We start from the raw sequence: 22,888 nt of genomic DNA, 5'->3' as shown, positions 1-22,888 counted from the left end.
AAATAAAAACCTTGAGATTTCATGAGAAGTCTCAAGGTTTTTCTATGTGGTGAGGTGAGGCATTTTGTTGTTGTAGTTTCGCTTCAATCGCTTTTGCTTTTGCCACTTCTTTTACATGATATTTTTTTAGAAATTTAACGGTCAGCCATGCTAATAAGACAAATACAAGAAAAATAAACCCCGCTGGCAATAGCTCTAGCTTATTTTCAGGAAATTGCACATCAATCATACGTACACGCCCTTTCTGCCTTCATTATACACATATTCCTTTTAATTGAAAGCCTTCGAGCAAAAAAAAACAGGACCTACGCAGTAGGCTCTGTTTTTTGTTGTTCTTTTACATAGCGATTGTGCTCATGATGTTTACACGCTGTGCTACAAGCGCGATGATGCGCTTCTTCACAAGCATCACATAGCAGTAAATGCTTATTACATTCGGGATTACCACATTTAACATAGCGTTCTTCTGGCTGGCCACAGTGATAACATGTACCAACTACGGTTTCCGTACCCGTCCGATTGACGGGTACGGAAATACGCTCATCAAAAACATAGCATTTTCCATCCCACCGGTCTCCCTTTACCTCTGGATCATAACCGTATGAAATAATGCCACCCTCAAGCTGAGAGACGTCTTGAAAGCCTTCCTTTACGAGAAAACCAGAAAACTTTTCACAGCGAATCCCACCTGTACAGTACGTTAATACTTTCTTATCTTTATACTGTGAAAAATTCTCTCGAATCCACTCTGGAAGCTCTCGAAACGTTTCAATATCAGGACGAATCGCTCCTTTAAAATGACCGAGATCATATTCGTACGTATTGCGGGCATCTAAAATAACGACATCCTCTTGTAGCATCGCTTCCCGAAAGTCTTTCGGTGATAACCGTTTACCAGTTTGTTCATTCGGGTTCACATCATCTTCAAGACTTAAGTTAACAATCTCTTGTTTATAACGAACTTTCATTTTTTTAAATGCATGTTCTTGTGCTGGTTCACTTTTGAAGACCATATCATGGAAGCGCTCATCACACTGCATGTGCTCTCGGTAAGCTTTCGTTTGTTCTGGTGTACCTGAAACCGTTCCATTTATTCCTTCTTTACCAATTAAAATACGTCCTTTTAAACCAAGCGCTTTACAAAAGGCAAGATGCTCTTGTGTAAATGCTTCTGGTTGGTCAATCGGGACATATTTGTAATAGAGTAACACTTCATAATTCATGATTTTTCACTTCCTATACGTGTCGTTCACATTATCTTTTTTTGTTGTAGCTTTTCTTTTTTAAAGCTTTGGCTTTTCCTTGCTGTGCTGAGCTTGTAGAAGCTGGTTTCTTACTATGTTCTGCTGGTACGAGTGCCGTATGGCGAAGCATTACTTGCTTTGGCTCTACGTGAAGTTTGCGGCTCCACTTCACTAATTGTGCTTCTTCAAAGGCCGTAATAAGAGAAAGAACGGTGCCTTGATTGCCCATGCGGCCTGTTCGTCCACTGCGATGAATAAATTGTTTCTCAGATTCGGCAACGTCAAAATGAATAACGTGCGTTAGTCCGCTAATATCTAAGCCACGCGCTGCTAAGTCTGTAGCGAGAAGAAGTGCGTGATCACTATTGCGGAAGTCGCGCATCACTTTTTGACGTTCTTGTTTTGTTGCTTGTCCTGATAAAACACCGACCGTAATGCCTTGATACGCTAGTTTTGATTCAATTTCTTCTAATTTTAAATGACCACTAAAAAAGATTAAAGCCTTCATTTGTTGATCATGACGAACAATTCGTCGTAGATTTTCGATTTTATCACGACGCTCCGAAACGATATATAAATGCTCTACACTTGTTGGTGTTGCCTCTGTTGTAATGGTAATGATGGCTGGTTCATTGCTTAGCACCAATGCTTTTTCTTTAATAGCTGGAGAGATCGTTGCAGAAATAAAAACAAGCTGCCGATCTTTCATCGTTGCTTTCACAATTGCTTCCACATCATTCATCAATTTCATGTCATAAATAACATCTGCTTCATCGACAACAATCGTTTTCACTTCATGTAACTTTACTTTTTTATTTCTATAGAGTTCCATGATTCGGCTTGGTGTACCGATAATATAGTGCGGTTTTTTCTTCAATTTATCAACTTGACGTTGCGTATTCACGCCACCGATGAGGGTTGTTCCTGTAATGTCACTGCCTTGTGTGTATTCTTGAAATACAGCATGAATTTGCATAACTAATTCTTTTGTCGGCGCAATTACAACAGCTTGAATGGATTTTTCGGCAGCGTTAATGTTTTCAAGAAGCGGTAAGCCGTAAGCAAGCGTTTTTCCAGTACCTGTTGGTGATTGTGCAATAATATCTTTTTTTTCTAACATCGTTGGCATTAATGCCTCTTGAATGGGTGTGTAGTTTTCAAAATTGGCCTTTTCCCAGTTTTTTTGTAGAAAGTGTTGAAACTGTAGTTCCTTTTCCATTGTGTCTCTATACTCCTTTAGTGGCAATCTGTTGATAGGTTAAAAAGAAAGATTCTAAGAGCGCACTAAACGCATCACTTTCTTCTTCATGAAGCTTTTCTTTTAGCATAACCTTCACCTTTAAGTCATACTGCCCGCTAGGAGCACCGTACGTATAAGCAACCGTTTGCGAAATGGACGCCTTATTTTTCCATATAAAAGAAAGTGCTTCTTGAATGTTCGCACATTCAGTCGTTATATTTTCTACGGTTGTATGAAAAATCATGTGAAAGGTACAGCCAATGCCGATGGTCCGATTATCCAATAACTCACCCGCTAAATCTTCAAGCGTTGTCGCTATCACGAGTTCAGCTTTAGTTGTGGTCGTGTCACCATGTAATGCAACTTCCATTACAAATTCACGGCGCAACGTTGCTAAATCAACGAGATCTTTGCGGTTTGTTACGTGTAATTTTTCAGCATAATCATATTCATAAATGAGGCCTTCTACAATTAGTTTTACATTTTCATAGATGGTTGGATCAAACATACGTTTACCTTCCTTGCCGTTTCTTAGCTGTTTTGCAAAACAGAAGCGCCCCTTTTCACCTCATCCGACAAAACGTTCATTTTGTCTAACGACGCATAGGGCGCTATCGCAACGGACTATAGATTCTCTTGATCAAGTCGATCTTTTACAATGTCTAACGTATACTGAATAGAACGCACTAAGCCTGTAAAACGACGCTCTTTCGTATCTTTTTGAAAAGCAAAAACGGCAACAAATTGCAAATTTTCAAAAGCGTCCTCTACTTGTTGCTTATGCAAGTATTTAGGGGCACGTGTTTCAATAAACGTAAACGATTGTTCTTTCCATTCTTCAGCAAGCGGTAAGAGACGATCTGAAAATGGTTTCACCGTTTGATAAAAATCAGCATCATGCTCAGCCTGCTTCGTCGTATTCATATAATAGTGATAAGCTTCTTCATTCAATGAAAGAAGCTGCTCTGTTAAGTCTAGTAACCGATTCTCCATTTTTTTCACTCCTGCTCATCTATCCTACCAAAAGTTGAACAGAAATGCACGCACTCTTTATAAAGAAAACAAGCTCACTAGCCAGTTTTTACGGGGCTTTTTTAACATGGGCTCTACCGTTGCTAGTTCAAGGGTTCTCGTAACGTGTCCTTCCATTTCTTGCATTCGTTCTTCCATCACCGTTAGCTTATTCATCATTTCGTCCATTTCAGTAGAATGCTGCAACACTTGATAAGATAGCACGTCATCTGCTTTTTCCTCGACTTTTTTCTCTAAACGTTCAATTTGCTGAATTAATAGCGCAAAGCGATCTTCTAATGCCGCAATGGACGGTGTACGAGGCTGTTCTTTTTGTTTTTCCTTTTTTCCTTCAACAATGGCAATATCATTCATAAGCAGCCCAGAATCGAGCTGTTGTTTAATTTCTCGTAAGCTTTCGATGTCTTCTTCGGAGAATAGATAATGTCCATGATCATTTTTTTGACACGGTAGATTAAAATGCTTCACCCAGCGTTGAATCGTTGTTGGATTTACACCGAGTTCATCAGACACCGTTTTCGTTTTAAATACCATTTCCATTTCACACAACCTCCCCGTTTTTCTTATAGAGAGAAAATTTCTCCCGTTTCGTTCCAATCCCTGCCGCCTTGACAAAACTAGAAGAGATTCGGCAAAGAAAGTGGTTTTCCTCATCCTCTCTCTTCTTTCGACGGCATCTGAATGAAAACACCTCATTTGTTTCACACTAGAGACAGGAGGTGAAATGAGATGACAGAGCAACAACATTCCGATAGTTTAGAACAAAAGCAAGAAACGTGGAGTAACAGCAAGGAACAAGAACCTCAAGAAGGCTATGGAGATAAAAAACTAGAAGGTCCTAATACACCTTCTACATAAGGAACGCGTAAAAAAACGAGCGAAGATTGTTCATGCGCTCGTTTTTTTTATGGTTAAAAACGCTTCATAGCCACCATTCTTGAAGAAGAATGCCGATTTGTAATTGACACTCTTTATTACGATACCAACGTGTCAAATTTTGTACTTTTGGCATCGATAAAGGTCGAAAATAATGTTCAAGCGATTGTCCCTTACTGTACCAATCACAAAGCGAAGGCCGTTTATGGGCTACAAGTGGAAACTCCTTGCGTAAAAGGGTTCGTTTTCGCTCAGTTGGCAACTGACTAAACTGCTCATAATCAGAGCGGCAGCCTGTATGTGGAACAACATCGCTAAACGCGGAAAATGAAGAAGCATGAGAAGATTGCACTAAAAGAGCAGCTAAATTTCGGCCGAGGTGAATGCGGTTTTTTACTTTTCTAAAGCCATGCACGGAAAACCCATACAATTCTCCTTGCAGCGTAGGAAATAAAACTGAACTGAAATGAAGCCAGTCTTGTAAATGGTAAGGAATGGACTCAAATACTTGTCGTTTATATAAAGGTGATTCAATAACCGGTAGCTGAATGAGATGCTGTTCATTAATGATGAGTGCTGTCCAAAGTCGTTCTTCATCGTGCGTATCCCAAAACCGTTGCCACTCTTGTTGCATGAACAAACTAACATTCAGCGCAGGTAAAAGGTGAAATAAAGGTTCTCCTTTCATTTTACTCACTTCATACAACAAAAGTTGCGGATAGGCATCTGAAAAAATAAGCCAATTTGCGCGTTCATACGTTAAAAACAACTGCTGGCGGTGCGCAGGTGAGATCGCTCGTTGCAACCATGAAGAAGCCAAATCACACATGTTATAGCCTGCATTTCTCGAGACAATGGAAGCTAAATGGGCCCATTTTATTTCAGAATGACGTTTATAAAAACGCTCATAAAATACGGTACGTGAAATATTATCTCGATTGCCACGCTTACATTCTGATTCAATGGCATCGATGAGTTCATCTGTTGTTACCATAACGCTTCGCTCCTTTTTCTTAAGTGTCTACATTTGTTTCTAAAATATTTGTTTGGATTTGAAAAACACGGTAAAATGAAAAAAACGACCGGAGGAATTTTAGCTCATGAAAAACGTCATTATTTACACACAACCAACCTGCCCGCCCTGTTTTGCGGAAAAAGAATGGTTAAAGGCGCAACAAATCACCTTTGAAGAGCGCGACATTCGAAGTAATCCTACTTATATGAACGAAGTTATGGCCTTAGGAGCTTCCCAAACGCCCGTCACTGTTGTTGCCGATGGAGATCAGCAACACATCATTCTCGGCTTCGATGAGGATCAACTAACAGCCGCGCTATGCGACTCTTAACACCAAGCTAAAAAAAAGCTCGCCTTCTAGAGGTGAGCTTTCTTGCATTATCTATTTCATAACAAAGAAAGGATGTGAGGAACGTGACCGCTTTTCAATATCCGAATGGAAAAAAACGACCAATCACGTCGTCTACTGGCTCGCTAGCGCCGAAAAAGGCGTCTATTTCTTATGGCAATCGAGGGATGACACTTGAAGAAGATTTAAATAAGAGCAATGATTATTATTTAAAAAATGATATTGCTATTATCCATAAAAAACCAACACCTGTACAAATCGTTCATGTGGAATATCCAAAACGCTCCGCTGCAGTAATTAAAGAAGCGTATTTTAAATTAGCATCCACGACCGATTATAATGGCATCTATAAAGGAAGGTACATCGATTTTGAAGCAAAGGAAACGAAAAATAAAACCTCCTTTCCACTGCGCAACTTTCATGAGCATCAAATTCATCATATGGATGCCGTTACCGCTCATGGTGGCCTAGCATTTGTCATTCTTCGTTTTTCTACAACAGATGAACATTATTTAGTAGATAGTCAACTCGTATCTACATACTGGAAAGATCAAGAAAATAACAGGAAATCAATCCCAAAAAATAGCATTGAAAAAGAAGGAATACGCATTAAAACTGGCATTTCTCCAAGAATCCATTATTTACAAGCTGTTGATGCGCTCTACTTTTCCTAGCACCGTGCTAAAATGCGTTCATAATTATTCGCCATTTAAGAAATAATCAATACTGTACAAGAAACCGCATGTTACGAAAGGTTGGTACAGAACTTATGGCGAATTATAAATCGCGGCAAGAACGTCGCCAAGCAGAAGGAGATCAACTTCCGAAAAAAAAACGCCCGTTTCGCTTTTTTAAAACGCTACTATCCATACTACTTGTTTGCGTGCTTATTGGAATCATTGGCATTGGCCTCATCATTGTTCGTTCTCCATCTCTCGATCCAGAAAAATTAAAAACGCCCGTTTCTTCACAAATTTTTGATAAAGATGGCAAGCGGGTAACGTCACTTTTTAATGAACAAGATCGAGTGAATGCTAACATAAAAGACGTCCCTCCCGTTGTTAAAAATGCCTTTATTGCTGTCGAGGATGTGCGTTTTTATCGTCATCCAGGCATTGATATTCGGCGCATATTTGGAGCTGCACTTGCCAATGTAACGGGAGGATTTGGATCTGAAGGCGGCAGCACCATTACCCAGCAAGTAGTGAAAAACACGCTGCTATCTGGCAAAAAATCAATTACACGAAAAATTCAAGAAGCGTACTTAGCACTGCGGCTTGAACGAAACTACTCCAAAGATGAGATTTTAGAATTGTATTTAAATCGCATCTATTTTGGCCATCGTGCGTATGGATTGGGAACGGCTGCGAAAACGTATTTTAATACCGATTCTTTGCGTCATTTAAAAGTACATCAAGCGGCTTTGCTGGCAGGACTACCAAAAGCGCCAAGCAGCTATGATCCTCTTCTTCATCCAAAAGCGGCCCAAGAACGCCGAAATGTTGTTTTGCGACAAATGGAAAAATACGGGTTTATCACAAAAGAAGAATCACAAAAAGCGCAAAATACATCAATTAAAGATGGCTTACGAGAAGGAAAATTAAAAGAAACACGCGTTCATGAAGCCTACTTACAGCAAGTGATTAAAGATTTAAAGCAATTACAAGAAACCGCATCGTTTGATCCGTATGCTGACGGTTTAAAAATCTATACAAATATGGATCAACATGCGCAACAAGTCGTTGAAGATGCGTTACAAAATGCGCCTTTTTTACGCAATGAAAATAAAAAATTGCAATCTGGCACAGTGCTCGTTGATACGAAAAGCGGTGGCATTCGAGCCGTCGGATCCGGCCGAGAGAAAAATGTATTGAGTGCCTACTATGCTTCAAGCAATTATCGACAACCAGGGTCTACCATCAAGCCTATTTTAGACTATGGTCCGGCCATTGAACATCTTAAATGGGATACAGCTCATTTATTGAAAGATTCGCCAATTACCGTGAATGGCTCTACCATTCATAATTTTAACAATGAACATTTTGGCGAAGTGACGATGCGCGAAGCTGTTATTAATTCCGAAAACACACCTGCTGTACGTACGTATCTTGAAGTAGGCAACAAGCGAACTGTCGCCTTTGCTCATAATATTGGAATTAATATTAAAGACGCGTCTCCAGCCTATGCGATCGGTGGCTTTCGGCGAGGCATTACACCTCTAGAAATGGCCGGTGCTTATGCAGCGTTTGGTAATAATGGGCGTTATACAAGCCCAACAACCATCGTCAAAGTAGTCACAGCGGATGGAGAGGAAATTAAGCCTCCATCTGTAACAAAAACGGCTATGAAAGACTATACAGCTTATATGATTACCGATATGCTGCGCGATGTAGTGAAATCAGGAACGGGTAGAACGGTTAATATTAGCGGCTTAGATCTAGCGGGGAAAACAGGAACAACGAACTTTTCAGCTGATTTACGCAAAAAGTATAACATTCCAAAAAGCGCCGCCGTTGATGCCTGGATGGCTGGTTACTCTACGTCCTATACAGCTGCTGTGTGGACAGGGTATGATAATTATAAAGATAAAGATGGGGTTCATTATTTAACGAATCAACAACAACAATATAGTAAAAAGTTATTTAAACAAATTATGAGTCAGCTTCATCATGAGGGAACTTCGTTTAAAAAACCTGACTCGGTTACCGAAGTGATTATGGAAAAAGGAACCAATAAAAAAGCAGGTCCTTATACACCTTCTAGTCAACGAAGCAAAGAGTTATTCGTTAAAGGCACTGAGCCTGCAACGGTTTCAGAAACGTATACGAAACCACCAAAAGTAACCGGCTTACGTGCGACGTTTGATGCTGGTAAAAATGAAGTGCGCGTCACATGGGACAAAGTTGCCATGAAAGACACCTCCTATCGCATAACGTATACGGTAGAAGGAGAACCGGGAAATGAAGAGCTCGTAAATGATCCGACGTTTATCCTCTCTTCTCCTGAGCAAGGAAAAACGTATGTATTTTCAGTAACAACGCTCGATGCGTCTGGTCAAGAAAGTGATGCAGCTACTACTAGTATTACTGTGAAACGTCAGGCGTCATCAACACCGCAGCAGTCAGAACCACCTAAACCGACCCAACCCGAGCCTACACCAAATCGTGAACCACCGCAACAGCCAAACGAACCGAACCAAAAGGAACAAAAAAAGAAAAAGAAGAAGCCTAGTGAGGAGCAAATACCCGAAACACCACCTCCCGCTGAAACTCCACCCGCTCCTCCTGAAACACCGTAAACTACAAAAAAGGACCTAATCATCAGCGCATGATTAGGTCCTTTTTTGTAGGCGGGAACCGCAACATTACTGTCTCCGTAATGATGCGTGTTTGCCTTTTAACAGTGCTATTTTTTTTTCTAATTCTAAAAAAAGTTCTCGCAACACAACAAAGGCAATATAGTGATGCGGTTGTGCTAACACAACAGCCATACGTTCTTCTGCATTCATCACGGTAACAGAAAAAGAGGCAAGCTGTTGTTGCCAGGCGCTGTTTGCACTAAGGAGCTCCTGATTGCACCAGTAGAGCATTTGTAGCCATTCACTCATATGATACAGCACGTAAGGCTTTGCTTTGTTGCCTTGTCGCTTTGCAAAAAAAGAAGAGATGAGGTCTTCGGCGTCATGCCATTTTTGGGCCTTTCGTAGCATTACTTCGCGATGCTGTTGAAGCGGTGACGGCCCTACTCCCGCTAAATACGCTCGTTCTTCTTGAAAAGGAACCAGGGCATAATGTTCGGTGAAATGTTCAGGTGCAAAAAGCGGCTCATTTAGAAAATTACGTGGTTGCACGAAGTGGAATCACTCCCGTTGCCTTCATGCGTTTTTTTCCTTCGCGACATAGCGGTAATAATGGGCATTCTGGACATTGTGGTCGTTGTGCTTTGCAGTGATAGCGTCCGAAGAAAATAAAGCGATGATGACTTACCGCCCATTCTTCTTTAGGAATTTTACGCATAAGCGTTTCTTCTACTTGTAACACCGAGTCTTTCCACCGACAAAATCCTAACCGCTTGGAGACACGTTCTACGTGTGTGTCGACAGCAATCGCTGGTATGCCAAACGCCACAGAGACGACGACATTGGCGGTTTTACGGCCAACACCCGGAAGCTTTGTTAGCTCATCGCGGTCTCTAGGTACCTCGCCACCGTAATCAGAGAGCAGAAGTTGACACAGTTTTTGTATGTTTTTCGCTTTGTTACGATACAAACCGATTGACCGAATATCCTCTTGAAGCTCTTCTAGCGATACCATCAGATAATCACTTGGGGTTTTATATTTTGCAAACAAGCCTGGCGTTACTTTATTGACAAGTGCATCTGTACATTGCGCTGATAAGAGCACGGCAATGGTTAATTCAAATGGATTGCTGTGCGTAAGTTCACAATGTGCATCAGGAAACATCTCACCCATCACATCAAGACACGTAGCAATTTGTTGTTTTGTTAACATATCCTGTCGACCCTTTCGCTTCGTTATTGATCCAACCAATTGTACATTGGCGCAGAAATAGGTTGTTGTGGTGGCGCTGAATCGGAACGAACGGCTTTTTTGCCTTGATAATTTCGAAATTTTTCTCCATGTTCACGCGCTTGTTGCGCGGTCGTCACATTGTTTTTTTTCCATTCAAACAGTATGCGATCAATGTAACGAAAGTTCACCTTCCCAGTAATCACTGCTTCTTTTAATGCAGCCGTGATCAGCTCTGGGGAATGATGGTCTTGATCGAGCCAAATCTTTAACGTTTCACATTCCATTGGTGAAAGCGGACGACCAAATTCCCCTTCATAAATGGTATACAAGTTACTTTCTTGTGCAAGTTGCGCTTCTTGTGCGTTGGAAGCCGTTTCTTGCGAAAGATGATCGACGAGCTTTTCCCACAAAGCATTGAGTGAGTAAGCTTCGTAATACATATGGTTCTCTTTTTCCTCATATTGTTGAATTTGTAAGTAGCCGTGTTGAACGAGCTTGCGTAATAATACGATGCATCGACTACTCGATAAACTCATGCGTTCTGCCAACTGCTCTGGCGTTGGAAACGGATTTTTAGACTCTATAAACGTATGAACATGGAGTAGAAGCATGCATTCATCATCTTCTAAGCCAATGTCTCGATAATGTTGAAACAATACGTGGGGAATAGAGATGGTTCCTGCCGATAGCCATTTAAAAAGGATTGCTTTTTCCACGGAATCCCCCCCTTTCATTTTAGTATATCATGTTGTCCTTACTTTACAAATGTGCGCTTTTACTGAGAAAAAAACCTCCAAAAAGGAGGTTTTTTCTCAGTGAAAAGTGAAATCAAGGATATAAACGGTTTAACAAACGTGGGAACGGAATCGTTTCACGAACGTGTTCTGCGCCCGTAATCCAAGCAACCGTTCGCTCAAGACCTAATCCAAAGCCAGAGTGCGGTACACTACCGTATTGACGAAGCTCTAAGTACCAACGATACGCATCATCCGTTAAGCCATGTTCTTCATAGCGGGCTTTCATAAGATCTAGATCATCAATCCGTTGACTTCCGCCAATGATTTCTCCGTAGCCTTCCGGTGCGATTAAGTCGGCACAAAGCACAACATCATCACGCTCTGGGTGTGGTTTCATATAAAAGGCTTTAATTTCTTTCGGATAGTTTGTAATAAAGACCGGTTGCTCGTAGCTTTCAGCAATCGCTGTTTCATGAGGCGCACCGAAATCTTCACCCCACTCAATATCATCAAAGCCTTTTTCTTTTAGAAGCGTAATCGCATCATCGTATGAAATACGTGGGAATGGTGCTTTTACTTTTTCAAGCTTAGACACATCTCGACCAAGAATAGAAAGTTCAAGCTGACAACGCTCTAGTACAGATTGAACAACATGACTTACGAACTGCTCTTGAATTTGCAACGATTCTTCATGCTCGACAAACGCCATTTCTGGTTCAATCATCCAAAACTCAATTAAATGACGACGCGTTTTAGATTTTTCAGCACGGAACGTTGGTCCAAATGAAAATACTTTTCCAAGTGCCATCGCTGCTGCTTCCATATACAGCTGACCACTTTGTGAAAGATACGCATCTTCATCAAAATATTTCGTATGAAACAACGTTGTTGTGCCTTCCGCTGAACTTCCTGTTAAAATCGGTGGATCGACTTTAATAAATTCATTGTTATGGAAAAACTCGTACATAGAATGAATGATCTCATTACGCACTTTCATAATGGCATGTTGACGTTTTGAACGCAACCAAAGATGACGGTGATCCATTAAAAATTCTGTGCCATGCTCTTTTGGTGTAATCGGGTAATCAACCGCTTCATGTAACACGGTAATGTCCGTTACAACAAGCTCTACACCTGTTTGTGAGCGCTCATCGCTTTGTACTTTCCCAGTAACGTACATGCTCGTTTCTTGCGTCATTCCTTTTGCAGTTGTCCATAGGCTTTCTTCTACTTCTGCTTTAACAACAACACCTTGAACGAAGCCTGTTCCATCACGAAGTTGTAAAAAGGCAATCTTTCCGCTTGAGCGTTTGTTGCTTAACCATGCACCGATCGTTACCGTTTCATCGATGTGATTTTTAAGTTGTGATATTGTAGTTTTCACGCTATACCCTCCAGTTATCTATGTAGGAAAAAGGTGTATATACACCTTTTTCGCTTAGTTCATTTTTTGATCCATAAAGCGACGAATACGTTTTAATGCTTCTTGCAACGTTTCCAGTGATGTTGCATAAGAAAGGCGCACGTTTTGTGGTGAACCAAAACCAGAGCCAGGAACGAGTGCTACTTTTTCTTCTTCTAGTAACGCCGCTACCCACTCATCTACTGAAGCAAATCCGGTGAGCGCAACGGCTTCTGTAACGTTTGGAAATAAGTAAAATGCACCTTGTGGTTTTACACACGTAAATCCAGGAATAGTTACGAGCTCCTTATACACTTTCTCTAAACGTTCTCCAAAGGCTTGCCGCATCATGTCTACCGGTTCTTGCGTCCCTTCATAGGCAGCAATGGCAGCATATTGTGATGGCGTTGCAGGATTGGATGTGCTATGGCTGTCTAGGTTCGTCATCGCTTTAATAATTTCAGACTTCCCTGCGGCATACCCAATGCGCCAACCTGTCATACTATGAGACTTTGATACACCATTAATAATGATGGTTTGCTCTTTAAGCGCTGGTGAAAGCTGGGCAATCGATACGTGCTGCGCACCATCATATACTAGTTTTTCATAAATTTCATCCGATACAATTAACACGTTATGTTGTAAGCAAATGTCTCCAAGTTGCTGTAATTCTTCTTTTGCATACAGAGCACCTGTTGGATTACTTGGTGAGTTAATAATGACTGCTTTTGTTTTTTCCGTAATAGCGGCTGAAAGTTGTTCTGGCGTAATTTTAAAACCATTCTCTTCTTTTCCCTCTACATAGCGAGGAACTCCGCCAGCTAACTTAACTTGCTCAGGATAACTTACCCAGTAAGGCGTTGGGATAATCACTTCATCGCCTTCATTTAGCAACACTTGAAATAGCGTATAAAGCGATTGTTTCGCTCCCGTTCCAACTACGATTTCTTGCGGCGTGTACTGCAGTTGTTGGTCGCGTTGAAACTTTTTCACGATGGCCTCTTTTAAGCGTAACATCCCGCCTGAAGCTGTGTATTTCGTATGTCCTTCTTTCATTGAAGAGTAGGCCGCTTCAATAATATGATCCGGCGTATTAAAGTCAGGCTCGCCTGCTCCGAGTCCGATCACATCATGACCTTCTGCTTTTAGCGCATTTGCTTTTGCTGTAATTGCTAACGTGCTTGATGGTGTGAGTGCTTTTACTCGATTTGCCAATTCCATTATAGAAAACCTGCCTTTACATGTCTTGATTCAGTGAATACTTTTTATAACGTTCCCCAGTTTTGAAGTTTGCATAATCAAACGTATAATGCCCTTTACGATCAATATAGACAGCTTCCCAAACGACTTGATCATCTTCAATTCCTGGCTTCAAACTTACCCATTCTTTCGGGCTCTCTTGCTCATTAATTTCTTTACGTCGGTCGTTTTCTGTTACACCGTCGCTCACCTTTACACGTTTAACCTCGTGTTTTGGGCCAACAAACACGAACACACGACCGTCCTTTTCTGTTGTTCCTTCAATGACTACGAATGCTTTGCTGCCATGATAGCTTTCTACGTTGTCCACTGTACGTAACGAATACTGTTCTTTGGCCACTTGCACAGCAGCCGATTCGTTAGACGTTTTGGGGGCGTCAATTTGTCGATACAAATGAACACTATACCAAATGAGGACAATTACAATAACAGCGAGCACGATGAACCACCATTTCTTCATCTTATTGACTCCTACGTTTTGTAGATGGTAAATACCACCATGTTCTCATCCTGTTGATCTAGCGCTAAGCCAAACATTAAGTCTCTTTCTTTTAACGTTTTATTCAGCTCTGTTACCACTTTGTAAAAATCAGGTGAGCGCCTAATTTTCACAGTAGACAGGACCTCAATTTTGCTTTCCAAACAGGTTCCTCCTTAGCTTCTCTAAACCGTAATATGGCCCTTCTTATTCTCGTTTCTTACTATACCAAATCTCTGCCCCCTTTGGACAGAATATTATAAGGAAACCTAAAAAAATTATTTATGAGCAAGCCATGTTTTTAAATCATCCAGAAGGACTGGAAGCTTTTCTTTTTGCAGCGGAACAGCTGGTAGCGATTGAATAAACGCACTGCCATAGCGCGTATCAATAATGCGGCGATCTAGCACAAAAACGACTCCACGGTCACGTTTAGAGCGGACGAGGCGTCCGAACCCTTGCTTAAAGCGTATAATTGCTTGTGGCAACGCTAATTCCATAAAAGGATTACCACCTTCTTGGCGCAGCTTTTCTCCTCTTGCAGCGGTAATGGGTGAGTCTGGTGGTGTGAACGGTAAGCGAACGATGACCAGGCATGACAGATCATCACCAGGAATGTCAATGCCTTCCCAAAAGCTACTCGTTCCAAAAAGGATCGCTTGCTCAAACTTTTTAAAGTTCTTCGTTAAACGCGCACGACTGCCACTATCGACGCCTTGAGCAAACAGGACGAATTCATCATTGCCTGTGCGTTCTTTAAACCGTTGATACGTTTGTCGCAACATATCATTAGACGTAAACAAGACGAGCATTCGCCCCTTCGTTACGTGAGCAATTTGATGAAGCTTTTCAGCAATATCACGAATGAACGCGCCTTGATCGACTTGATTAATAAGCGGAACATCTGTCGGAACCATAAATTTTACTTGTTCCTTATAATTAAACGGTGAAGGAAGCCCAGCCGTAATCGGACCAAAATCCAAAAGCCCTAGGCGCTCCATAACATACTGAAACGAAGATTTGATTGAAAGCGTTGCGGACGTTAAGATGACGCTATTTTTTTTCGCAAAATATTCATCTGCCAATAGATCATGAATGCTAATCGGTTTGCTAAACAAATAGACGGCATTTTTAGCTCCTTTTGCCTCCACTTCAATCCATGTTACTTCATCTTCATGTTCAATGTGTAATAAATAGAACAAGCCTTTGTACTCTTCTTCAAGCTTCGCACGCACGCCTTCAAAATCAGTAACCACACCTTGTTGATACGTGTTCATATGCTCCTCGCGATCTTGAAGCGCTTTTGTTACTTTCTTTAAGAGTGTATTACTATCTTTACTAGCAAACCTGACGCGTTGCCCCATTTCAACAATCGCTTGCCAATGGGTACTTGCTAGATCCGAAGCCTGCGGCCGATAGCTGAGGCGGCCGAAATCATTCATCGTGCCTTTGTTTTTGGCTATCACATACGAGCGTAAACTTCGAAACAAATCATCTATTTCCATTTTGAGCGCTGGCAATTCCTTGCAAAGTTTTTCTAGTAACGGCAGCACTTCTGGTACGTCTACATCTTCTAGTAGTGAATAGAGTTTTTCAAGCAATCCATTTTCAGGATCAAGGCCCAGCCGTTCGAGCAACCGTGCAAATTGAAAATAGTCGGTTTGCACGCCAAAATGATCGCTGACCACTTCTTCAACATGATGAGCCTCATCGATAATAACTTCTTTATAAGCAGGCAGAAGTTGCGCATCATTTTTTACATCGGTAAAAAGTAACGCGTGATTCGTAATCACGATGTCTGACACTTGAGCTTCCCGGCGTTTTCGGTGATAAAAGCAGCGAGAAAACCAAGGACAACGATGATTCAAACAAGAATTGGCATCACTTTTCACTTGATGCCAAAAAATCTTTCCACCAGAAGATAAACTTAACTCTTCCACATCACCTTGCTCCGTTTCTGTTAACCAGATGAGCAATTGTGCTTTCGTAAGATTCGTATCATAATTATCGTCAGAACGATCATCTAAAGATTGTTCAAATTTACGCAAACACAAATAATGATTTCTACCTTTTAGAACCGTAGCGTGAAAATCAAACGGCATCATTTCATGCAATAACGGGATATCGCGCTCTAATAACTGTTGCTGCAATTGAATGGTATGGGTGCTTACAATAATCGGGCGCCCTTCTTTTTTTCCATAAAGAAGCGCTGGAATTAAATAACCAAGCGACTTACCAACACCTGTTCCTGCTTCGATTATCGCATGACGGTGATCATTCATCGCTTCGGATACAAGATCCATCATTTCTTCTTGTGCACTTCGCTTTTCATAATAAGCCATGTTTGTCGCGTACGCTTGAAGGACATCTTGATGAGGCGGAACGGGCTCATCATCTTCTTCTATTCTTTGAAGCGGTTCATAGGCTTTTAACGCCACGTTCCGGTAATAATCAAAGCCACGTTCCTCGTGATGTGTTTTTGCTTTTTCTGCCATAATATCAGATACAATTTCTTCTAAGCTGCTTTGCATTTTTGTTAAAAAGGGTTGCAAGCGTTGTAACGTGACAAGGGGCAAGGTGACAAGCTTTTGTATGAGCGAAATAAGCAAGTGTGCCGTTACCTCGGCATCACTATCGGCTTGATGCGGGTTTTCATGAACAATCCCTAGGTAATCCGCTAATTGGTTTAACTGATAGCCATCTGCTTGAAGAAACAGCAACCGCGCTAGCTCAACCGTATCTAAAAGTGGTCCCTGAAAGGTTGCGTAACCACATCGCTGAAATTCCTCTTGAAGGAAATTCAAGTCAAATAATACGTTATGCGCTACAAAATAAGCGCCCTCTAGCATCGTTAATAGCGTTGGTGCTACTTCTTCAAACAGCGGAGCATCTTGTACCATCGAATCATCTATGCCCGTAAGCTGTTCAATAAATGGTGGAATGGCTACTTCGGGATTAACGAAGGAAGAAAACCGCTGAACAATTTCATGATTTTCTACAACTACTGCACCTATTTGAATGATTCGATCTCCTTTTGCTGGAGCATTTCCTGTCGTTTCTACGTCTATGACTACATAGCGGTTGTTCATTCCTTCTCACCTCTACCTACAAGCTTATATCTAACCGGCCTCAATAGAAAAACCCCTTTTCAAAAAGGGGTTAAAGAATCGTGGATGCCGGTTCATAACCTAAAATTTCTTTAATATGATTGTTTTCATCCATAATGGCTACTTTCGGCTGATGAGTGGCCATTTCTTGTTCTGTCATCATGGCATAAGAAATAACAATGATAACATCACCTTCTTGTACAAGACGAGCAGCCGCACCATTTAAACACATCACACCTGAGCCACGTTCACCAGGAATAATGTATGTTTCAAATCGAGCACCATTATTATTGTTAACAATTTGTACTTTTTCATTAGGAACCATATCAACTGCATCTAAGATCGCTTCATCAATCGTAATGCTTCCTACATAATTTAAATTGGATTCTGTTACAACAGCACGATGGATTTTGCCCTTCATTAACGTTCTAAACATGATGAATGCCCTCTTCTTTCTGATCTTGTCTACTTACAATGAGATTATCAATTAAACGCGCTTTTGAAAATTGCACAGCAATCGCCAAAATAACACGCTCGTCATGATTAATGTTCTGTTCTAGTGATGGATAAGAAAGTATTTCAAAATAATCAAGCGTTCCGCTCGTTTGATTACGAATCTCCGCTTCAACCATCGCTGCAATCGTTTGAACATTCTCGCCCGCTTGTAACCGTGTGGCAGCCTGCGTAAGCGTGGCATAAAGAAGTGACGCTTGGTCGCGTTCTTGCTGTGATAAATACACATTGCGTGAACTTTTTGCTAACCCATCTTGTTCGCGAACTGTTTCACATAAAGCAAGTGTCACTGGAATGTTAAAGTCCTCAATTAATCCTTGAACAACGGCCGCTTGCTGAGCATCTTTACTGCCAAAGTAAACCCTATGAGCACCAACGATATTAAATAACTTGACGAGCACCGTAGCAACACCATCAAAATGACCTACACGTGACTTTCCACATAGAACATCAACCCGCTTATGCACATTGACGGTCACAGAAGAAGCACGCGGATACATTTCTTCGACAGTTGGACAAAACAGAAGATCGACCCCCATGTCTTGCGCTAGCGCGCGATCACGTTGTTCGTCACGTGGATAGCGCTCAAAATCTTCATTTGGGCCAAATTGTAATGGATTAACAAAAATACTAACAACGACAAAATCACATTCTTGTCTCGCTCGTTTCATTAAAGACGCGTGTCCTTCATGTAAAAAGCCCATCGTTGGCACAAAGCCAATGGTTTTTCCTTGGTTACGAGCTTCTTCTGTGCGTTGTTTCACTTCTGCAATTGTAGTAACGATGTTCATGTTATGATTTCCCTCCGTACAAAGCTTCCACTTCTTCATCTTTCATCGTAAAGGAGTGCTCAGATTGAGGGAAATGTGCTGCTTTTACTTCTTCATGAAACTGTTTAAGACCACGTACCATATCGTGACTTACCGTTGCATATTGTTTGACAAATTTAGGCACATGATGAAAACCGTAGCTCAGTAAATCATGATAAACGAGCACTTGTCCGTCTGCTTCTTGGCCAGCACCAATGCCAATAACCGGAATGGTGAGCGCTTCGGTTACAAGTTTCGTCACTTGATGAGGAACGCATTCAAGAACGAGCATACAAGCGCCAGCGGCTTCAATGGCCAATGCATCATCTACGAGCTTTTGTGCTTTAGAAGCATCTCGGCCTTGAACTTTAAAACCACCTAGAACACCGGCACTTTGCGGTGTTAACCCTAGATGACCAACAATCGGTACTCCTGCTTCAACGAGGGCGGCAATTTTTTCAATAACAGCTCCACTTCCCTCAAGTTTTAGCGCATTTGAGCCAGTTTGTTGCATCAGGTGGCGTGCATTTTCCATCGTGCGTTCTAGTGAACTATGATAGCTCATATACGGCATGTCGGTAACGATAAACGTTTCAGGTGCGCCGCGTCGCACGGCTTTACCATGATGAATCATATCCTCAATTGTAACAGGAACGGTTGAGTCATAGCCAAGAACAACCATTCCGAGAGAGTCTCCGACTAGGAGAATATCAATGCCTGCGGCAGCAGAAAGTTGCGCAGACGGAAAATCGTAGGCTGTAACCATAGAAATTGGTTCTTTTTTTTCCTTCATCGCTAAAAAACTATGCGTTGTTTTCATGTTTCTTTTCCTCCTTGTTTGGAGGAACAGAGGTCCTTTCATTGACGTTTCCCTCTGTCCCGGTCCTATTCGGATCTAGGCAGAATGCTGTCCATAATCTGTATTACCCGATTGAAAGTGCAGTTCCATAGGATACCGCCTTTTCTCATCTCTTACTGTACCATATTTTTTACGTTCCCGGAATCTCTATATCTGCAGAATAAATGTGGTGAATTTCTCCAAGATCATCTTCTAACAATAAGACGCCTTCTTCGGTAATGCCTTTGGCAATACCTTCTTTTTGTTCATGAAGGGTGCGAACACGAATTCGCTTTCCAATGCTTTCTGCATAGCCTTCCCACAAGAGCTTAATTAAACCAAAGCCATTTTGTAAATATTCATGATACAAAGTTTCCATTTCTTCCATAATGCACGCCACTAGCTTGGCGCGATTAACGTCTTCATTGCCTTCTATTTTTAACGATGTTGCAATGTCTCGCAAAGACGGATCAAATTCCGTTTCTGCAACATTCACATTAATGCCAATGCCGATAATCACCGCATGAATACGATCCGATTCTGCTTGCAGTTCCGTTAGAATGCCTACTGCTTTTTTTCCGTTCAATAAAATATCATTCGGCCATTTTATCTCTGCTTGCATACCCGTTGTTTTATAGATGGCTTTCGCGACAGAAACGGCGGCTAGTAAGGTTAATTGTGGTGACTTTTGCAACGGAATATCAGGGCGAAGAATTAAACTCATCCAAATACCGCTTCCTTTTGGCGACTGCCATGAGCGTCCAAGTCGACCGCGGCCTCCGGTTTGTTCATCTGCAATCACTAATGTTCCCTCTGGACAATGCTCATACGAGAGCCGCTGCGCAATTTCTTGTGTGCTTTTCACAGATTCTTCATACCGAATATGTTTCGCTAACACCGTACTTTGTAAATGGCGCTTAATTTCGGGTTCTGTTACACGATTTGGCGCATACATAAGCTGATAGCCTTTGCGTTGAACGGCATCAATCACGTAGCCTTCTTTACGAAGTTCAGAAATGTGCTTCCAAATTGCCGTTCGTGAACAGCCAAGCTCATCACTTATTTCTTGACCTGATACAAATGAGCCGCGTTGCTCCATTAATAGCTGCAGCAAGTGCTGTCTCATTGATTTTCCTTCCATTGTTTCACCCATGTTTTTACACGATCCCTTTCATTCACAAGTCTTCCTGCGAGCACTTCTTCCTCAATTTGTGTGAGTAGCGAGTGCAACCATGGTCCAGGCTCTTTCTCGACCCAGGCGGCTACATCCGTTCCATTCAAACAAAGATCTTGGCGAGATTGAATTGGAAGTGCCCCAATGGCTTCTTGAAGTTCCGTTATTCGTTCCTTACTGCGTCGCCCTCGTACTATATTTTGAAGACGCCAGCACGCATGCGCACCGCCTGTTCCTAATTGATAAAGCACCGATGACGTTTGTAACGCTTCACCACTATGTAAAAAAGCAAGCCATTTACTAACTGTCTTTACGACCTGATTCGGTTGTTTCCATGCCTTTAAAAAAGACGTCGCGTCGGTGACACCCATCTCATACAAAAATAATGCCCACTGCTCTTGTAGCGTCTCGGCCTCATGCCATTGAATCGCAAAGGCATCGTCACGTGGTTGTAGCATATGACCCATCGGCAAATCGTGCACAAGATCCTTCGTAAAAAGCCACCGCAACGCTTCACCTGCGCTCTGACCACCTAATAGCTTGATAAACTCTTGTGCTAAGCGTTCCGTACTTACACGTTTCAAAAGCGCCTTTTTTGCGCACAGCGCGTGTTGCGTTTCTTCACAAATAGTAAACCCTAGCACCGCTGAAAATCGGAGCGCGCGCATCATGCGTAAAGGATCTTCTTCAAAACGCGCTTCTGGACTTCCTACTGTGGTAATGATTTTATCGGCAATGTCTTGTTTTCCACCAAAGAAATCATAGAGCTTACCGTGTCGGTCCTTGGCCATCGCATTCATTGTGAAATCTCGACGTGACAAGTCTTCTTCTAACGTTGCAATAAACGTAACCGATGAAGGACGGCGCTGATCAAGATAAGGTCCTTCTTGCCGAAATGTCGTCACTTCATAAGATTGCTTGCGATGACGAACGATCACCGTTCCATGTGCAAGACCAACAGGAATGGTTTGCAAAAAGAGAGCGCGCACCGCATCTGGCAATGCCGAAGTGGCAAGATCGTAATCAGCGACCTCTTTTTGAAGAACCTCATCACGCACACAGCCTCCGACCATGTACGCCTCGTAGCCTGCTTCTTCAAGCGCCATCATCACTTCAATCGCACCTTGTTTTTGGAGATTCATATGCTACCCTTTCATTACGTCATAATAGAGGTTCTCATACTCTTGAACAATTTTTGAAGAATGAAAATGTTGCTTAACATGCTCAATCCCATTTCTACTAAAGGTTGCGTGCTTCTTTTCATCCATAAGAATGGAGAGCGAACGCGCCGCAATTTCATCAATATTGCCTACTTCACAAATATAGCCTGTTTCTCCATGCAAAATAACTTCTGGAATTCCACCGATATTCGTCCCAACAACCGGCACGCCACACGCCATGGCTTCTAATAAGACAAGACCAAAGCTTTCTTTTTCTGATAGCAGCAATTTAAGATCACTCATTGAAAATAATTCTGCCACATTTTCTTGTTTCCCGAGAAACAAAACATCGTCTTCAATTCCTAAATCTTGAACGAGCTTACACGCCACCGTAAATTCTGGGCCATTCCCGATCAATAGCAGTTTTGCTTTAATGCTTTTGGACATTTGATGAAAAGACTTAATAACATCTTGTACGCGTTTTACGCCGCGAAAATTCGAAATATGAATGACCACTTTTTCATCAGGAGAAATGCCATACGCTTCACGAAGCTGCTCTGTTTTCCGTTTGTAATACTCGCGTTCATCGACAAAATTATGAATAGGTACGATGTTTTTTTGAATGCCTAATAACCGTTGTGTATCTTCTTTTAAACTATGGGAAACGGTCGTTACCGCATCAGACTGCTCAATGCCAAACTTTATCATTTCCTTTAGCGATGGATCGTAGCCTAGCACCGTAATATCCGTACCATGAAGCGTTGTAACAATCTTCAACGAATCACCGACCATTTGCTTTGCTAAATACGCACACACGGCATGCGGGATGGCGTAATGAGCATGAATAATATCCAGTTTTTCTCGTTTCGCCACTTCCGCCATTTTACTCGCTAGTGCAAGGTCATAGGGCGGATACTTAAAAACAGAATAGTTATTTACCTCGACTTCATGATAAAAGATATTAGGATACACTTTCCCTAAGCGAAACGGTAAACTCGATGTAATAAAATGAATTTCATGGCCTTTTTCTGCCAGCAGTTTACCTAACTCTGTTGCCACGACGCCCGAACCGCCGACCGTAGGATAACAAGTAATTCCAATTTTTAACTTCATAACTGTTCT

At 41.7% G+C, this 22,888-nt stretch carries 25 protein-coding genes; 4 read left to right on the top strand and 21 right to left on the bottom strand.

Features of this window, described 5'->3' with window-relative positions; translation table 11 throughout:
* Nucleotides 1–31: 31 nt before the first annotated feature.
* The 6 genes from A374_RS03645 to A374_RS03620 all read right to left on the bottom strand — a co-directional run bounded on the left by A374_RS03645 (nt 32) and on the right by A374_RS03620 (nt 4,056).
* A complete protein-coding gene (locus tag A374_RS03645) occupies nt 32–229 on the bottom strand; it encodes a hypothetical protein (protein ID WP_007200832.1) in 198 nt (65 codons plus the stop codon).
* Nucleotides 230–305: 76 nt separating this feature from the next.
* A complete protein-coding gene (gene trhO / locus A374_RS03640) occupies nt 306–1,223 on the bottom strand; it encodes an oxygen-dependent tRNA uridine(34) hydroxylase TrhO (protein ID WP_007200831.1) in 918 nt (305 codons plus the stop codon).
* A 31-nt stretch (nt 1,224–1,254) separates the two neighbouring features.
* Nucleotides 1,255–2,463 carry a DEAD/DEAH box helicase gene (locus tag A374_RS03635; protein WP_007200830.1) on the bottom strand — a complete coding sequence of 403 codons (1,209 nt, stop codon included), beginning with the start codon at nt 2,461–2,463 and terminating at the stop codon, nt 1,255–1,257.
* A 7-nt stretch (nt 2,464–2,470) separates the two neighbouring features.
* Nucleotides 2,471–2,992, bottom strand: coding sequence for a hypothetical protein (locus tag A374_RS03630; protein ID WP_007200829.1), 522 nt, complete (start codon nt 2,990–2,992; stop codon nt 2,471–2,473).
* A gap of 116 nt (nt 2,993–3,108) precedes the next feature.
* Complete coding sequence (locus tag A374_RS03625) at nt 3,109–3,477, bottom strand: YppE family protein (protein ID WP_007200828.1); 369 nt, start codon at nt 3,475–3,477, stop codon at nt 3,109–3,111.
* Nucleotides 3,478–3,534: 57 nt separating this feature from the next.
* Nucleotides 3,535–4,056, bottom strand: coding sequence for a MerR family transcriptional regulator (locus A374_RS03620; protein WP_007200827.1), 522 nt, complete (start codon nt 4,054–4,056; stop codon nt 3,535–3,537).
* A 189-nt stretch (nt 4,057–4,245) separates the two neighbouring features.
* On the opposite strand from A374_RS03620, the gene A374_RS21255 reads away from it, so the two are divergent.
* Nucleotides 4,246–4,374, top strand: coding sequence for a hypothetical protein (locus tag A374_RS21255; RefSeq protein WP_274517043.1), 129 nt, complete (start codon nt 4,246–4,248; stop codon nt 4,372–4,374).
* 64 nt (nt 4,375–4,438) lie between these two features.
* Here the strand turns inward: A374_RS21255 and A374_RS03615 are convergent, their stop codons facing one another.
* Nucleotides 4,439–5,386 (bottom strand): DUF2515 family protein, encoded by a 948-nt coding sequence (locus A374_RS03615; RefSeq protein WP_007200826.1) that lies wholly within the window; start codon nt 5,384–5,386, stop codon nt 4,439–4,441.
* Nucleotides 5,387–5,492: 106 nt separating this feature from the next.
* On the opposite strand from A374_RS03615, the gene A374_RS03610 reads away from it, so the two are divergent.
* The 3 genes from A374_RS03610 to A374_RS03600 all read left to right on the top strand — a co-directional run bounded on the left by A374_RS03610 (nt 5,493) and on the right by A374_RS03600 (nt 9,054).
* Nucleotides 5,493–5,738: a glutaredoxin family protein gene (locus tag A374_RS03610; RefSeq protein ID WP_007200825.1), complete on the top strand. Its 246-nt coding sequence runs from the start codon at nt 5,493–5,495 to the stop codon at nt 5,736–5,738.
* A gap of 83 nt (nt 5,739–5,821) precedes the next feature.
* Nucleotides 5,822–6,430: a Holliday junction resolvase RecU gene (gene recU / locus A374_RS03605; protein ID WP_007200824.1), complete on the top strand. Its 609-nt coding sequence runs from the start codon at nt 5,822–5,824 to the stop codon at nt 6,428–6,430.
* Between the two features lie 95 nt (nt 6,431–6,525).
* Entirely contained in the window at nt 6,526–9,054 is a 2,529-nt protein-coding gene (locus A374_RS03600; protein WP_007200823.1) for a transglycosylase domain-containing protein, read from the top strand.
* Nucleotides 9,055–9,120: 66 nt separating this feature from the next.
* Here A374_RS03600 and A374_RS03595 read toward each other — a convergent pair whose 3' ends face one another.
* The 14 genes from A374_RS03595 to bshA all read right to left on the bottom strand — a co-directional run bounded on the left by A374_RS03595 (nt 9,121) and on the right by bshA (nt 22,879).
* Nucleotides 9,121–9,606, bottom strand: a complete 486-nt coding sequence (locus A374_RS03595) for a YpoC family protein (RefSeq protein ID WP_007200822.1) — start codon at nt 9,604–9,606, stop codon at nt 9,121–9,123.
* Entirely contained in the window at nt 9,593–10,267 is a 675-nt protein-coding gene (nth, locus tag A374_RS03590) for an endonuclease III (protein ID WP_007200821.1), read from the bottom strand. The genes A374_RS03595 and nth overlap by 14 nt, the downstream gene beginning before the upstream one ends.
* Before the next feature lie 23 nt (nt 10,268–10,290).
* Entirely contained in the window at nt 10,291–11,004 is a 714-nt protein-coding gene (locus tag A374_RS03585; RefSeq protein ID WP_007200820.1) for a DnaD domain-containing protein, read from the bottom strand.
* A 112-nt stretch (nt 11,005–11,116) separates the two neighbouring features.
* The gene (gene asnS / locus A374_RS03580) at nt 11,117–12,409 is read right to left on the bottom strand and encodes an asparagine--tRNA ligase (RefSeq protein ID WP_007200819.1); all 1,293 of its coding nucleotides are present in this window, start codon (nt 12,407–12,409) and stop codon (nt 11,117–11,119) included.
* A gap of 54 nt (nt 12,410–12,463) precedes the next feature.
* Nucleotides 12,464–13,648, bottom strand: coding sequence for a pyridoxal phosphate-dependent aminotransferase (locus A374_RS03575; RefSeq protein WP_007200818.1), 1,185 nt, complete (start codon nt 13,646–13,648; stop codon nt 12,464–12,466).
* A 16-nt stretch (nt 13,649–13,664) separates the two neighbouring features.
* Nucleotides 13,665–14,147: a cell wall elongation regulator TseB-like domain-containing protein gene (locus A374_RS03570; RefSeq protein ID WP_007200817.1), complete on the bottom strand. Its 483-nt coding sequence runs from the start codon at nt 14,145–14,147 to the stop codon at nt 13,665–13,667.
* A gap of 11 nt (nt 14,148–14,158) precedes the next feature.
* Nucleotides 14,159–14,329 (bottom strand): YpmA family protein, encoded by a 171-nt coding sequence (locus tag A374_RS19810; protein WP_007200816.1) that lies wholly within the window; start codon nt 14,327–14,329, stop codon nt 14,159–14,161.
* 114 nt (nt 14,330–14,443) lie between these two features.
* A complete protein-coding gene (dinG, locus tag A374_RS03565; protein WP_007200815.1) occupies nt 14,444–17,254 on the bottom strand; it encodes an ATP-dependent DNA helicase DinG in 2,811 nt (936 codons plus the stop codon).
* Nucleotides 17,255–17,324: 70 nt separating this feature from the next.
* A complete protein-coding gene (gene panD, locus A374_RS03560; RefSeq protein ID WP_007200814.1) occupies nt 17,325–17,708 on the bottom strand; it encodes an aspartate 1-decarboxylase in 384 nt (127 codons plus the stop codon).
* Nucleotides 17,701–18,576: a pantoate--beta-alanine ligase gene (panC, locus tag A374_RS03555; RefSeq protein WP_007200813.1), complete on the bottom strand. Its 876-nt coding sequence runs from the start codon at nt 18,574–18,576 to the stop codon at nt 17,701–17,703. The genes panD and panC overlap by 8 nt, the downstream gene beginning before the upstream one ends.
* Before the next feature lies 1 nt (nt 18,577).
* On the bottom strand, nt 18,578–19,414 hold the full coding sequence (panB, locus tag A374_RS03550) for a 3-methyl-2-oxobutanoate hydroxymethyltransferase (protein ID WP_007200812.1): 837 nt from the start codon (nt 19,412–19,414) through the stop codon (nt 18,578–18,580).
* Between the two features lie 169 nt (nt 19,415–19,583).
* On the bottom strand, nt 19,584–20,585 hold the full coding sequence (locus A374_RS03545) for a biotin--[acetyl-CoA-carboxylase] ligase (protein WP_007200811.1): 1,002 nt from the start codon (nt 20,583–20,585) through the stop codon (nt 19,584–19,586).
* Nucleotides 20,555–21,748, bottom strand: a complete 1,194-nt coding sequence (locus tag A374_RS03540; RefSeq protein WP_007200810.1) for a CCA tRNA nucleotidyltransferase — start codon at nt 21,746–21,748, stop codon at nt 20,555–20,557. Before A374_RS03540 ends, A374_RS03545 begins: the two co-directional genes overlap by 31 nt.
* Nucleotides 21,749–21,751: 3 nt before the next feature.
* A complete protein-coding gene (bshA, locus tag A374_RS03535; protein ID WP_007200809.1) occupies nt 21,752–22,879 on the bottom strand; it encodes an N-acetyl-alpha-D-glucosaminyl L-malate synthase BshA in 1,128 nt (375 codons plus the stop codon).
* Between the last annotated feature and the right edge of the window lie 9 nt (nt 22,880–22,888).

Source organism: Fictibacillus macauensis ZFHKF-1 (genome assembly GCF_000269865.1).
Taxonomy (GTDB): Bacteria; Bacillota; Bacilli; order Bacillales; family Fictibacillaceae; genus Fictibacillus_C; species Fictibacillus_C macauensis.
This window is presented reverse-complemented; position numbering and strand designations above follow the sequence as displayed.

Bases quoted from the DNA above. Each gene is read 5' to 3' on its own strand.
- nth (WP_007200821.1), bottom strand. From the start codon at position 10,267: ATGTTAACAAAACAACAAATTGCTACGTGTCTTGATGTGATGGGTGAG.
- A374_RS03575 (WP_007200818.1), bottom strand. From the start codon at position 13,648: ATGGAATTGGCAAATCGAGTAAAAGCACTCACACCATCAAGCACGTTA.
- A374_RS03600 (WP_007200823.1), top strand. From the start codon at position 6,526: ATGGCGAATTATAAATCGCGGCAAGAACGTCGCCAAGCAGAAGGAGAT.
- A374_RS03630 (WP_007200829.1), bottom strand. From the start codon at position 2,992: ATGTTTGATCCAACCATCTATGAAAATGTAAAACTAATTGTAGAAGGC.
- A374_RS03645 (WP_007200832.1), bottom strand. From the start codon at position 229: ATGATTGATGTGCAATTTCCTGAAAATAAGCTAGAGCTATTGCCAGCG.
- panB (WP_007200812.1), bottom strand. From the start codon at position 19,414: ATGAAAACAACGCATAGTTTTTTAGCGATGAAGGAAAAAAAAGAACCA.
- A374_RS03610 (WP_007200825.1), top strand. From the start codon at position 5,493: ATGAAAAACGTCATTATTTACACACAACCAACCTGCCCGCCCTGTTTT.
- A374_RS03620 (WP_007200827.1), bottom strand. From the start codon at position 4,056: ATGGAAATGGTATTTAAAACGAAAACGGTGTCTGATGAACTCGGTGTA.
- panD (WP_007200814.1), bottom strand. From the start codon at position 17,708: ATGTTTAGAACGTTAATGAAGGGCAAAATCCATCGTGCTGTTGTAACA.
- dinG (WP_007200815.1), bottom strand. From the start codon at position 17,254: ATGAACAACCGCTATGTAGTCATAGACGTAGAAACGACAGGAAATGCT.
- A374_RS21255 (WP_274517043.1), top strand. From the start codon at position 4,246: ATGACAGAGCAACAACATTCCGATAGTTTAGAACAAAAGCAAGAAACG.
- A374_RS03635 (WP_007200830.1), bottom strand. From the start codon at position 2,463: ATGGAAAAGGAACTACAGTTTCAACACTTTCTACAAAAAAACTGGGAA.
- A374_RS03545 (WP_007200811.1), bottom strand. From the start codon at position 20,585: ATGGGTGAAACAATGGAAGGAAAATCAATGAGACAGCACTTGCTGCAG.
- A374_RS03625 (WP_007200828.1), bottom strand. From the start codon at position 3,477: ATGGAGAATCGGTTACTAGACTTAACAGAGCAGCTTCTTTCATTGAAT.
- A374_RS03615 (WP_007200826.1), bottom strand. From the start codon at position 5,386: ATGGTAACAACAGATGAACTCATCGATGCCATTGAATCAGAATGTAAG.
- panC (WP_007200813.1), bottom strand. From the start codon at position 18,576: ATGAACATCGTTACTACAATTGCAGAAGTGAAACAACGCACAGAAGAA.
- bshA (WP_007200809.1), bottom strand. From the start codon at position 22,879: ATGAAGTTAAAAATTGGAATTACTTGTTATCCTACGGTCGGCGGTTCG.
- trhO (WP_007200831.1), bottom strand. From the start codon at position 1,223: ATGAATTATGAAGTGTTACTCTATTACAAATATGTCCCGATTGACCAA.
- A374_RS03540 (WP_007200810.1), bottom strand. From the start codon at position 21,748: ATGAATCTCCAAAAACAAGGTGCGATTGAAGTGATGATGGCGCTTGAA.
- A374_RS03570 (WP_007200817.1), bottom strand. From the start codon at position 14,147: ATGAAGAAATGGTGGTTCATCGTGCTCGCTGTTATTGTAATTGTCCTC.